Consider the following 12,252-nt stretch of genomic DNA (forward strand, 5'->3'; position numbering starts at 1 on the left):
GCCCTCGTTGTGCCCGCGCCGGCGGTAGCAGACCATGTCGATCACGACGTCCTTGTTGAACGCCTGCCGGCCGGCGCGGCGCGGGCCGCGCTGCGACTCGGCGGCGCGGCGCAGGCCCTCGGCCGCAGGGAGTCGGGCATCAACCCCAGCCACCTCCCCGACCTGCTGCTCGCCGACCTGTTCATCGAACCGACCACCGGCCGGCCGCTCGACCCGGCCCTACGTGAGACCTTCCCGGTCCGCGCCACCTGACCCCTCTCGGGGTCGACAGTGACCGGCCTACTGGGCCGCAATCTCGACGAACTCCTGCACCAGCGGTGACCGGTTGTCCTCGGCCCAGGCCAGACACACCTGGTTGGGGCCGAGGTCGGCGACGGGCACGTGGCTGACGTCCGGTCTCGTGTAGAACGTCGCCGTCGACAGCGGCAGGATCACCATCCCGGCGTACGCGGCGACATGTTCCAGCTTCTCCTCGACGGAGTTCAGCTCGGGCCGAGGTCGGGGATCGGGGTCGGTGGGACGGTTCGGCAGGTCCCGCCACTCCGGCACCGCGTCCGGGTCCTGCAACAGCCGTTCCTCGATCAGCTCGGCGAGGTCGACCGACTCCTTGCCGGCCAGCCGGTGATCGGTGGGTAGGACGACGACCCGGGGTTCGGTGAACAGTGGCCGCAGGCACAGCCCGCTCCGGTCGACCGGAAGCCGAACGTAACTGACGTCCGCGCGCCCCTCACGGACGATGTCGGCCTGGTCGTCCCAGGACGTACGGACGACGTTGACGGCCAGGTCGGGGTGCCGCTGGCCGATCGCGCGGGCCTCGGCGGTGACGAGGAGGCCGGGCATGAACGCGATGGTGAACGTCGGCCGGCCGTGCGCGGCCCGCTGCACCCGCCGCCGCAGGGCGTCGGCCGAGGCGAGCAGCGGACGGGCGTCGGTCAGCAACTGGCGGCCGGCCTCGGTCAGCACCGTGGAGCGGCGGTCCCGAACGAAGAGCGTGGCGCGCAGTTCGTGCTCGAAGGCCCGGATCTGACGCGACAGGACCGGCTGAGCGATGTGCAGCCGTTCGGCGGCCCGACCGAAGTGCAGCTCCTCAGCGACCGCCACGAAGTAGCGGAGCTTGCGCAGATCGACGTCCATCCTGCCCCCGTCCGGTCGCCGCTACGGGCGGCTCCATGATACCCGCCGGGTATGAATGGAGTCATACCCAACGGGCATTACAGGAGGTGAAAGAGGTCTTGGACGCGAGCGTGCCCGGCGGCGCACGGTGGTAACCGTCTCCACCACACGATCCGGAAGGACACGATCATGACCCTCATCGACCAGCGCGTCGTCGTACTTGGCGGAACCTCGGGGATCGGCCTCGCCACCGCCGCCAGTGCCGCCCGCGAGGGCGCCCAGGTCGTGGTCGCCTCCAGCAACCAGCGCAGCGTGGACCGCGCCCTGACAACCCTGCCGACCACCACCCAGGGGTACGTCGCCAACCTCACCGACCCGGACGCCGTGTCCCGGCTGTTCCACGATCTCGGCTCGTTCGACCACCTCGTCTACACCGCCGGCGAACCCCTCGCGCTGATGTCAGTCGACGCCCTCGACCTCACCGCCGCCCGGGCCGCCTTCGACCTGCGCTACTTCGGCTCCCTGTCGGCAGTCAACGCGGCACTGCCGTACCTGCGCCCCGGCGGGTCGATCACCCTCACCACCGGCACCGCCAACCACCGGCCCAGCGCCGGCTGGTCCGTCGCGGCCAGCATCACCGGGGCGATCGACGCGTTGGTCCGCGCGCTCGCCGTCGAACTCGCCCCGATCCGGGTCAACGCCGTCTCCGCCGGCGTGATCCGCTCACCGCTCTGGGACTCCCTGCCCACCGAAACCCGGGAGCAGATGTACGCGCAGCTCAGCGAGTCGCTTCCGCTCGGCCGGGTGGGCGAACCCGAGGAGGTCGCCGAGGCATTCGTCTACCTCCTGCGGGCGACCTACGCCACCGGCACGGTGGTCACCGTGGACGGCGGCACCCTCATCGCCTGAGCCCGCGGCACCCGTCAGCGGAGCTGTTCGGCCAGACCGACGATGATGCCTTCGGGGCCCCGGACGTAGCAGAGCCGGAAGATGTCCTCGTACCGCTCCACCTCCCCGACGAGTTCCGCGCCGTGGCCCCGCAGCCGGGTGATCACGTCGTCGATGTCGTCGACGGCGAACATGATGCGTCGAATGCCGAGCGTGTTCGCCGGCGCGTTCCTCGGTTCCGCGCTGATCGCCGCCGGTCGGTGGAACATCGCCAGCTCGACCTTGCCGTGACCGTCCGGGGTCCGCAGCATCGCCACCTCCTGCCGGACGTCGTCGACCCCGATCACACGCTCCACCCAGCGCCCCTCGACCGGCCCCCGACCCTCCATCTCCATGCCGAGCTCGACGAAAAACCCGATGACGGCGTCAAGGTCCTCGACAACGATGAGGACGTTGTCCATCCGCTGGATCGCCATGCTGAATCTCCCTGGTCTGGTGCGGTCGCCGTTGCCGCATCCTCCCTGAGACGGAGCCACGTCAGCGTCCTCGACATCCGGGCTGACCAACTGTGTGCCGTACCGCCGACCAGAACCGGAGATCTTTTGCATGGCCATGCATCACGATGAGTTAGCCCTCACCGATGACGTCGTCCGCGAGCTGATAGCCGATCAGTTCCCTCGGTGGGAGACGGCACCGGTCCGGCGCGTCGCGTCGAACGGCACCGTGAACGCCATCTTCCGCATCGGCGACGACGTGGCGGCCCGGTTCCTGCTGCGGCCACGCGACGTCGCCGTGGCCGCCGAGCTCCTCGAGCGGGAGGCCGAGGCCTCCCGACGCTTCGCCGAACACAGCCCATTCCCGGCTCCCCGGCCCATCGCGATCGGCAACGCCGGAAAGGACTACCCCCTGCCGTGGTCGGTGCAGTCGTGGGTACCGGGAAGCATCGCCCCCGTCGACATCGACGGGTCCGTGGAACTCGCCCGTGACCTGGCCTACCTCATCAGCGCGCTTCGGGCCACCGACACGCAGGGCCGCCGGTTCCAGGGCGACAACCGCGGTGGCGACCTACCCGACCACGACGAGTGGGTCGAGGAATGTTTCGGAAAGAGCGAGGGTCTGCTCGACGTCCCGACGCTTCGGCGTCTGTGGAGTCACTTCCGGGAACTGCCGCGCACGTCGGCCGACGTCATGTCCCATGGCGACCTGCAGCCGCTGAACGTCCTGGTGGCCGACGGCCGGCTGGTGGGTGTGCTCGACACCGGCGACTTCGCGCCGGCCGATCCCGCCCTTGATGCCATGTGTGGCTGGTACTTCTTCGACGATGCGTCCCGAGCGGTGTTCCGTGACAAGCTGGGTTGCGACGACCTGGAGTGGGAGCGCAGCAAGGCATGGAGCTTCGAACAGGCTCTCGGGGCTATCTGGTACTACGTCGAGACCAACCCCGTCATGTACCAGATGGGCCGCCTCGTCCTTGACCGGGTCGTGGCGAACACAAAGGTCTGAGGCGGTCAGTTGGCTGGGGTCCCAAGCATCACTGTGAGCCCTTCCTGAGCCGCCAGTACGGCGCCCTCGAACTCTGCCCGCGCCGCCGCCACTGCGGCTGCCCGGTCATTGCCTGGCCAGAAGTGGGTGAGCATCAGGCGACGGGCGCCCGCCCGGCGTGCCCACGCTCCGGCCTCGGTGGAGGTCATGAGGTTCCGGCGGGAACGACCGCTCTCGCCGTCGTGGTCCGTCGCCTCGACAATGAACAGGTCGGCGTCGCGGCCCAGTTCGGCAAGCGCGGGCGTCGGCCCCGTATCCCCGGAGTAGGCCACCACGATTCCGTCGGCCACGAGCCGGATGCCAGCGTTGGGCACGAAGTGCGGCAGAGACAGACCGGTCAGGTCGAACGGCCCGACCCGGTAGCTGCCGGGTAGTGGGTGCAGGTCGAACACCGTGCGCAGGTCGACTTCGGGCTCCAGGCCGCTGAGCCGGTCAAGCACTCCGGGCGGGCAGTACAACGGCAGCCGTGGACCGCCGGGCTGACCGTAGAACCGCATCCTGAACAGACCGTGCAGGTCGACGCAGTGATCCGGGTGCTCGTGGGTGATGACGACGGCGTCCACCGCACCATCGGGCCAGTGCCTGAGCAACCGCGGCAGTGTGGCGTAGCCCAGGTCGAGCACCACGCGGTAGCCGTCCCAGTCCACAGCGAAGCCGCTACAGGCACGGCCTGGCTCGGGAAAGGCACCGGAACTGCCGAGCACTGTGACCTGTCGCATCCGCACAGCTTGTCATCGCCTGAGGTGTGATGGACACCGCTGGTGGGATGCCGTCCGCCTTGAGCTTCCGGAAGGCGCACCGGCTGAACGGCGACTCTGGCCCCGGACCGGCATCGCCGTGACCTGCTGTCGGCCCGCTACGGCGTAGCTCTTGGAAACTAGTGATCTGAGCGCTGACGCCGGCGCAGCAGCACGGCTGTCACCAGGTAGCCAACGCCAAGCAGTGCTGCCAGCACGGCGATGATCACGGACCAACTGATCGGCTCCCCGATGGCGAACACCCAGTACGCCACAGCAAGGAAGGACCAGACGCCCCCAAGGATGAACCCCTGCCTGGGCGTCTTGGCTGTCTGCCACCACGGGCTACCGACCGCTCCCACGTATTCGATCCTGCCCTTGGTACGGAGGATGGCACAAGGCAGGACGGCTTCGGTGGCTGCTCGCAGCCTGGGCCTGTCGTGCCTCTCGTCCGCGTTGCAACGCGCTGACACGATGACGTCATGGTGCCAAGCCCAGACGCCAGGCCGGATGAGACCCAGATCTCCGAACAGGTGCTCACGGCAACCTATGCGGTAGTCGCAGCTCGCCGGACATCCTTCGACACAATGACCTGGCAGGTGCCCGCCCTGGCCACCGCAGCTCAGGCGTTCCTTCTGACGCTCGCGCTTGGTCCGGAGACGTCACGTCCGGCCCAAGCGGTGGCGGCGACCCTGGCTGCTGCCTTGACCGGCCTGTCTGCCCAACTCATGGTCAAGTACCGGCGCCTGGAGCTGTCCGACAACCGGCTGTTGGAGCGGATCGAGCAACAGTTGGGCGTGGATCAGATTCTTGGACTGCCGCCTCACTCGGCTGCACGCGAACGTCTCGGAGACAACCAACCCTGGTGGGTTCGGCTTTCGTCATTTCGACTGTGGCTGCTTGGGATTGGGGCGTTCAGCATGGCCGACCTGGTGATAGCAATTGACGCGCTGGCGGGCCTCGAGCTTTTTCGCTGAGCCCGCAGTCCTTGAACCCGATGCAACAAGCAGGCCGGAGCCGCCACCCAGACACGAGAGGCAGCCTCTGCCCATGATCCGCTACGGCATCCAGGACTACCAGCCGCAATGGCTTGACGGCCGTAACACCATCGCAGCCGCACACGCCCGACGCCTCGCCGGACTGGTCGGCCTCACCCTGCAGCATGTCTGGTTGGTATGGGACCTCGATGATGACGAGTGGTTCACCGACGCGCCCGTCCTGCTCGACTTCGGTGCCGAGCAGGTCGAGATCGATCATCAGAAGTTTGACGACCTCTCCATCACCTGGAACACCATCAACCCGTCCCGGGCAATCGAGGATCCCTACTTCCACCTCGCCTGGCGCCCGGACCCGACGCCGGAACTCGTCAACCTGCCTGGCCACACGCTGCGCCACGTTGAACTGCTGGAATGGATCGGAGGCGACCGGGACCTGGCAGACGGCAGTCTTGCGGTCGGCTTCGACCTCGATCCAGCATGGCTAACCGTCTTCAACGCCCTGGACGAGAACGGGTTCGAACACCAGAAACCAGAACAGCACTACCGGCGTTACCGCATCGGCCCATGACCAACCCCACCGCGCGGTAGAGCCACACCTACGGCGAACGCCGACGATCGCCTAGCCGGAAATGTCACCCAGGTGATCTGCGACAGCCGAGAGCCCGGGTCGCGGCTAGATCAACGTGCTCGACCACCGTGTGCGTTAGGTTACGTCGTTCAGTTTGTCGAGCGCGCCGTCGTGCTGGTCGTCCTATCGGTGCGGGCGCGCCTAGCAACGGCCGGCACGGGCCACAGGAGGAGACATGTCCGACGAGATCAGGCTCAGCGCGGTCACCCTGGACTGCCCGGACGCCGTCGCCTTGGCGGGGTTCTACGCCAGCATCACCGGCGGAACCCTGACACACGCCGGGGACGGCTGGGCATGCGTGCTGAGCCCGGCCGGGCGGATCAACTTCCAGACTGTGCCCGGATACACGCCACCCACCTGGCCCGACCCCACCTCGTCGATCATGATGCATCTCGACTTCATGGTCGTGGACCGAGACGCCGCCGAGGCCCGCGTGCTCGCTGCCGGAGCAACAAAGTACGAGTTCCAGCCCAACAGCGAACAGTGTTACGTCTACGCCGACCCGGCGGGCCACCCGTTCTGCCTGACCACCTGGGAGGCCACGGCTACACCGACTCAGCTCGGCTGACCGACCGGCTCGGTGAGGCCCTGGCCACCGAGGACGGCCCGGACGCCGCCGCTGACGGGCATGATCATGGTTCAGCGGCTTTCCGGACGATGCCAGGTGCAGGTCAGCGACCCCTGCTCGCGTTACTTGGCGTTGAAGTAGTTGGCCTCCGGGTGGTGGACCACGATCGCGTCGGTGGCCTGCTCCGGCATGAGCTGGAACTCCTCGGACAGCTCGACCCCGATCCGGTCCGCGCCCAGCAGATCCATGATCTTCGCCCGGTCTTCCAGGTCGGGGCAGGCCGGGTAGCCGAACGCGTACCGGCAGCCCCGGTAGTCGTTGTGCAGGATGCCGGCCAGGTCCGCCGGGTCGTCGTGCCCCAGCGGACGGCCGTCGGGCAGGGTCATCTCGGCGCGGATGCGCTGGTGCCAGTATTCGGCGAGGGCCTCGGTGAGCTGCACGGAGAGGCCGTGCACCTCCAGGTAGTCGCGGTACTCGTTGCGGGCGAACAGCTTCGCCGCGTACTCGCTGACCGGCTGGCCGACGGTGACCAGTTGCAACGCGACCACATCGAGCTGGTCGCCCTGGGGCCTGAAGAAGTCCGCCAGGCAGAGCCGCCGTTCCTGCCGCTGCCGCGGGAAGGAGAACCGGGCGCGCTCCGCGTGCCCGTTCTCGTCGAGCACCACCAGGTCATTGCCTTCGGAGTACGCGGGGAAGTAGCCGTACACCACGGCTGCCTCAAGGACCTGGTCGGCGATCAGCCGGTCCAGCCAGTACCGCAGCCGCGGCCGGCCCTCGGTCTCGACCAGCTCCTCGTAGGAAGGTCCGCTGCCACCCCGGGCGCCGCGCAGCCCCCACTGCCCGGAGAAGGTGGCCCGCTCGTCGAGCAGCGCCGCGTAGTCGGCCATCGGCACGCCCTTGACGACGCGGGTGCCGAAGAACGGCGGGGTGGGCACCGACACGTCGGCGGCCACGTCGGAGCGGACCGAGGAGTCGTGCAGCTCCGGCAGCGACGTGGTGACCATCGAGCGCTGCCGTTCCCGGCGCGCCCGTCGGGCCGCGAGAGCCGCCTCCCGCTCCGGGTCGATCACCGGGGCACCGCCGCGCTTGGCCGTCATCACCCGGTCCATCAGGGACAGACCCTCGAACGCGTCCCGCGCGTAGTGCACCTGCCCGGGGAACGTCGACCGCAGGTCGTCCTCGACGTACGCGCGGGTCAGCGCCGCCCCACCCAGCAGGACCGGCCAGCGTTCCGCGACCCCGCGCGTGGCCATCTCGGCCAGGTTCTCCTTCATGATGACAGTGCTCTTGACCAGCAGCCCGGACATGCCGATCGCGTCGGCGCGGTGCTGCTCGGCGGCGTCCAGGATGGCGCTGATCGGCTGCTTGATGCCGATGTTCACCACCTCGTAGCCGTTGTTGGACAGGATGATGTCGACCAGGTTCTTGCCGATGTCGTGCACGTCGCCGCGCACTGTCGCGAGCACGATACGGCCCTTGCCGCCGTCCTCGATGGTCTCCATGTGCGGTTCCAGGTAGGCCACCGCGGTCTTCATCACCTCGGCGGACTGGAGCACGAACGGCAGCTGCATCTGGCCGGAGCCGAACAGCTCGCCGACCACCTTCATGCCGTCCAGCAGGATGTCGTTGATGATCGACAACGGGGACCGGCCGCCGGCCATCGCCTGGTCCAGGTCGGCCTCCAGGCCGTTGCGCTCACCGTCGATGATCCGCCGCTTGAGCCGCTCGTCCAACGGCAGCGCCGCCAACTCCTGGGCCCGGCTGGCCCGGGCACTAATCACGTCGACGCCCTCGAAGAGTTCGAGGAAACGCTGCACCGGGTCGTATCCCTCGCGTCGCCGGTCGTACACCAGGTCCAGGGCGACCTCGCGCTGCTCGTCGGGGATCTTCGACATCGGCAGGATCTTGCTGGCGTGCACGATCGCGGAGGTCAGGCCGGCCTGCACGCACTCGTGCAGGAACACCGAGTTGAGCACCTGCCGGGCCGCCGGGTTGAGCCCGAACGAGATGTTCGAGATGCCGAGGGTGAAGTTGACACCGGGGTAGCGGCGGGAGATCTCCCGGATCGCCTCGATCGTCTCGATGCCGTCGCGGCGAGTCTCCTCCTGCCCGGTGGCGATCGGGAAGGTCAACGCGTCGATCAGGATGTCGGCGCGGTCCATGCCCCACCGGTCGGTCAGGTCGTCGATCAACCGCGCCGCGACCCGGACCTTCCACTCCCGGGTACGGGCCTGACCCTCCTCGTCGATGAGCAGCGCCACCACCGAAGCGCCGTGCTCCCGGACGATCGGCATCACCCGCGCGTACCGGGACTCGGGGCCGTCGCCGTCCTCGAAGTTCACCGAGTTGACCACGCAGCGGCCGCCGAGCATCTCCAAGCCGGCCTCCACCACGTTCGGCTCGGTGGAGTCCAACATGATCGGCAGGGTGGACGCGGTGGCGAACCGACCGGCCAGCTCCCGCATGTCCTGCGTGCCGTCGCGGCCGACGTAGTCCACACACAGGTCGAGCAGGTGCGAGCCGTCCCGCGCCTGACTGCGGGCGATCTCCACACAGGCCCGCCAGTCGCCGGCGAGCATCGCCTCCCGGAACGCCTTCGAGCCGTTGGCGTTGGTCCGCTCCCCCACCATCAGCACCGACGCGTCCTGGGCGAACGGCACCGGGTGGTAGACCGAGGAGATGCCCGCCTCGTGCCGCGGCTCACGGGCCGGGGCGGTGACGCCGTGCAGCCGCTCGGCCAGCACCCGGATGTGCTCCGGGGTGGTGCCGCAGCAGCCACCGACCAGCCCCACGCCGTACTCGGTGATGAACCGCTCCAGGGCCTCGGCCAGCTCCACGGGAGTCAGCGGGAAGTACGCCCCGTCGGCGGTCAGCACCGGCAGGCCGGCGTTCGGCATCACCGACAGCGGGATGCGGGAGTGCTGTGACAGGTAGCGCAGGTGCTCGCTCATCTCGGCCGGGCCGGTCGAGCAGTTGAGCCCGATCAGGTCCACGCCGAGCGGCTCGATCGCGGCGAGGGCCGCCCCGATCTCGCTGCCTACCAGCATGGTGCCGGTGGTCTCCACCGCCACGTGACAGATGATCGGCACCGTCTGGCCCAGCTCGGCCATCGCCCGCTTCGACCCGACCACCGCCGCCTTGACCTGGAGCAGGTCCTGACAGGTCTCGATGATCAATGCGTCGGCGCCGCCGACGATCAGACCCGCGGCGTTCTCCTGGTAGGCGTCGCGCAGGGTCGAGTAGGCCGCGTGCCCGAGGGTGGGCAGCTTGGTGCCCGGCCCGATCGAGCCGAGCACGAAACGGGGCCGCTCCGGGGTGCTGGCCGCGTCGGCGGCCTCCCGGGCGATCCGGGCGCCCGCCTCGGACAGCTCGCGGATGCGGTGCGGGATGTCGTACTCGGCGAGGTTGGCGAGGTTGGCCCCGAAGGTGTTGGTCTCCACGCAGTCGGCGCCGACGGCCAGGTAGGCGTCGTGCACCCCGCGCACCACGTCCGGGCGTGTGACGTTGAGGATCTCGTTGCACCCCTCGAGCCCGTCGAAGTCGTCGAGCGTGAGGTCCGCGGCCTGAAGCATCGTGCCCATCGCGCCGTCGGCGATGAGAACGCGATCAGCCAACACATCCATCAATGAAGTCCGCACCCGTTCAGGTTAGTGCGATTCGGCCGGACTCCACGACCATCATCGTGCGATCCCCTATTGTGTCACCGGGATCACGCTGTCTGGTTCGTTCGGGTATGACCTGCTGCCGGAGCGGCTGACCGGCGCGGCCGACGGGCCGCACCCTCGCCCTGCACGTAGGCTGGCGGACGTGAAGGACAACAGGGACGCCACCGTGCCACACGGTTCGACGACCGGGCGCGGTCCCGGCGCCAGCCGCGACGAGCAGGGTGAGGTGACGGCGTGACCGAGTTCGACGGACTGCCGGTGCTGCGGTCCCCGGTGGCGATCGCCGCGTTCGAGGGCTGGAATGACGCCGCCGACGCGTCCACCGCCGCGGTCGAGCACCTGGAGCAGGTCTGGAACGCCCGGCAGATCGCCGAGCTGGATCCGGAGGACTTCTACGACTTCCAGGTCAGCCGGCCCACCATCACCATGGCCGACGGGGAGACCCGGCGGGTGGAGTGGCCGACGACCCGGTTCATGGTGGCCAGCCCGGAGGGCACCGACCGTGACGTGGTGCTGATCCGCGGCATCGAGCCGAGCATGCGCTGGCGGACGTTCTGCGAGCAGGTGCTGGAGATCTGCCACAGCCTGGAGGTGGAACGGGTGGTGCTGCTCGGCGCGTTGCTGGCCGACGTGCCGTACACCCGGCCGCTGCCGATCAGTGGCAGCGCCTCCGACGCGCAGGCCGCCGAGCGTTACCAGCTCACCCCCACCCGGTACGACGGGCCGACCGGCATCGTCGGCGTGCTGCACGACGCCTGCACCCGCGCCGAGGTGGACGCCGTCTCGTTCTGGGTGCACGTGCCGCACTACGCCAACAACCCGCCCTGCCCGAAGGCCACCCTCGCCCTGCTGCACCGGGTCGAGGAGGTCGTCGACCTGCCGGTGCCGATGGCCGACCTGGCCGAGGAGTCCGCCGAGTGGGAGCAGCGGGTACGCAGCGCCGCCGAGCAGGACGCCGAGCTGGGCGAGTACGTCCGCGAGCTGGAAGAGCGGGTCGGCGACGAGGGGATCACCCCGTTGACCGGTGACGAGATCGCCCAGGAGTTCGAGAAGTACCTGCGCCGCCGGGGCGGTTCGGCCGGCCCCACCGCCGGCTCCTGGTAGCACTGTTTTCGCTGCGGGCCTTCGGACCTTTTGTGGTCCGAAGGCCCGTTTTCGCGTGTCCGGGGTAGCGCCGTTACACCCCCTAGGGCATCCTAGGAACCTAGATGTGATCAAGGAGGCGGGTGTGCAGATCAATCCCGGGGCCGCCGAGTTCCCGCACCGACAGATCGCCGCGCAGCTCAAGGCCCAGGTCCGGCGCGGGGACTGGGGGCCGGGCGAGCGGCTGCCGTCCATCCCGGCCATCGCCGAGATGTTCGGCGTCGCCAAGCAGACCGTGCAACGCGCCGTCGACCAACTGCGGGTCGAGGGCATCCTGATCACCAAACCCGGCTCCGGTACGTACGTCCGGGGCACCCGACGCCGCCTCAACCGCCTCTCCCGAGGCCGGTACGGCGGCTTCCGCGGCTACCACACCGACCTGGCCGCCCGATACCGTCAACAGCTCGTCTCCGTGGGGCACGCCCCCGCCCCCGCCGAGGTGGCAGACGCGTTCGGCGTTTCCGACGGCACCAACCTGCTCTGCCGTCGGCACCTCGTCCGCACCGACGACTCCCCCGTCGAGGTGGGCGCCTCCTGGTTCCTGCCCCGCGACGCCGCCGGCACCTCACTCGAGCGCACCGAGGCGTTCGGCCGGCCGCTCTACCAGGAGGCCGAGGAAGCCACCGGACGACGGTACGTCTCGGCAACCGACACGATCAGCGCCCGGCAGCCGAGCCGGGAGGAGGCCGAAACCCTCCAGATCCGGCCGGACACCCCGGTGCTGCACCTGCTGCACGTCGCGTACGACGCGCACCGCAAGCCGATCGAGGTCTCCCAGGCGACCTGGCCCGGCCCGATGACCACCCTCACCGAGGAGTACAAGATCCCCGGCCCGACCCCCGACCCGGAACCCGACCCCGGCCTGGTCCTGGGCTAGCCAGCACCGCCCCGCCCCGCCCTGCCCGAGCCCCGCCCTGCCCGAGCCCGGCCCTGCCCGAGCCCGGCCCGGCCCAGCCCGGCCCGGCCCGGC

Annotated in this window: 12 protein-coding genes and 1 pseudogene; 8 read left to right on the top strand and 5 right to left on the bottom strand. The window is 69.2% G+C overall.

All coding sequences use genetic code 11. From position 1 onward, the window contains the following. A pseudogene (locus tag ABZ749_RS16875) lies at positions 1 to 252 on the top strand (hypothetical protein); the annotation flags it as partial. 27 nt (positions 253 to 279) lie between these two features. Here the strand turns inward: ABZ749_RS16875 and ABZ749_RS16880 are convergent. Then, entirely contained in the window at positions 280 to 1,134 is an 855-nt protein-coding gene (locus tag ABZ749_RS16880; protein WP_357228623.1) for a LysR substrate-binding domain-containing protein, read from the bottom strand. Between the two features lie 168 nt (positions 1,135 to 1,302). Between ABZ749_RS16880 and ABZ749_RS16885 the strand changes: the two genes are divergently transcribed. Further along, a complete protein-coding gene (locus ABZ749_RS16885; RefSeq protein WP_357228626.1) occupies positions 1,303 to 2,022 on the top strand; it encodes an SDR family oxidoreductase in 720 nt (239 codons plus the stop codon). Between the two features lie 14 nt (positions 2,023 to 2,036). Here the strand turns inward: ABZ749_RS16885 and ABZ749_RS16890 are convergent, their stop codons facing one another. Further along, entirely contained in the window at positions 2,037 to 2,477 is a 441-nt protein-coding gene (locus ABZ749_RS16890; RefSeq protein WP_357228628.1) for a VOC family protein, read from the bottom strand. 130 nt (positions 2,478 to 2,607) lie between these two features. Between ABZ749_RS16890 and ABZ749_RS16895 the strand changes: the two genes are divergently transcribed. Beyond that, positions 2,608 to 3,504 carry an aminoglycoside phosphotransferase family protein gene (locus ABZ749_RS16895; protein WP_357228631.1) on the top strand — a complete coding sequence of 299 codons (897 nt, stop codon included), beginning with the start codon at positions 2,608 to 2,610 and terminating at the stop codon, positions 3,502 to 3,504. A gap of 5 nt (positions 3,505 to 3,509) precedes the next feature. Here the strand turns inward: ABZ749_RS16895 and ABZ749_RS16900 are convergent, their stop codons facing one another. Next, positions 3,510 to 4,262, bottom strand: coding sequence for an MBL fold metallo-hydrolase (locus ABZ749_RS16900; protein WP_357228633.1), 753 nt, complete (start codon positions 4,260 to 4,262; stop codon positions 3,510 to 3,512). A gap of 158 nt (positions 4,263 to 4,420) precedes the next feature. Then, complete coding sequence (locus ABZ749_RS16905) at positions 4,421 to 4,642, bottom strand: hypothetical protein (RefSeq protein WP_357228636.1); 222 nt, start codon at positions 4,640 to 4,642, stop codon at positions 4,421 to 4,423. A gap of 225 nt (positions 4,643 to 4,867) precedes the next feature. Between ABZ749_RS16905 and ABZ749_RS16910 the strand changes: the two genes are divergently transcribed. The 3 genes from ABZ749_RS16910 to ABZ749_RS16920 all read left to right on the top strand — a co-directional run bounded on the left by ABZ749_RS16910 (position 4,868) and on the right by ABZ749_RS16920 (position 6,474). After that, positions 4,868 to 5,257: a hypothetical protein gene (locus ABZ749_RS16910; RefSeq protein WP_357228639.1), complete on the top strand. Its 390-nt coding sequence runs from the start codon at positions 4,868 to 4,870 to the stop codon at positions 5,255 to 5,257. Between the two features lie 73 nt (positions 5,258 to 5,330). After that, the gene (locus tag ABZ749_RS16915; RefSeq protein WP_357228641.1) at positions 5,331 to 5,846 is read left to right on the top strand and encodes a hypothetical protein; all 516 of its coding nucleotides are present in this window, start codon (positions 5,331 to 5,333) and stop codon (positions 5,844 to 5,846) included. 235 nt (positions 5,847 to 6,081) lie between these two features. Beyond that, positions 6,082 to 6,474, top strand: coding sequence for a VOC family protein (locus tag ABZ749_RS16920; RefSeq protein WP_357228643.1), 393 nt, complete (start codon positions 6,082 to 6,084; stop codon positions 6,472 to 6,474). A gap of 122 nt (positions 6,475 to 6,596) precedes the next feature. Here ABZ749_RS16920 and metH read toward each other — a convergent pair whose 3' ends face one another. Beyond that, a complete protein-coding gene (metH, locus tag ABZ749_RS16925) occupies positions 6,597 to 10,112 on the bottom strand; it encodes a methionine synthase (protein ID WP_357228646.1) in 3,516 nt (1,171 codons plus the stop codon). Between the two features lie 261 nt (positions 10,113 to 10,373). Between metH and ABZ749_RS16930 the strand changes: the two genes are divergently transcribed. Next, positions 10,374 to 11,243, top strand: a complete 870-nt coding sequence (locus tag ABZ749_RS16930) for a PAC2 family protein (RefSeq protein ID WP_030332815.1) — start codon at positions 10,374 to 10,376, stop codon at positions 11,241 to 11,243. 124 nt (positions 11,244 to 11,367) lie between these two features. Next, positions 11,368 to 12,159, top strand: coding sequence for a GntR family transcriptional regulator (locus ABZ749_RS16935; protein WP_238685847.1), 792 nt, complete (start codon positions 11,368 to 11,370; stop codon positions 12,157 to 12,159). Positions 12,160 to 12,252 lie beyond the last annotated feature (93 nt).

This window comes from Micromonospora sp. NPDC047753 (genome assembly GCF_040642735.1).
Classification (GTDB): Bacteria; Actinomycetota; Actinomycetes; order Mycobacteriales; family Micromonosporaceae; genus Micromonospora.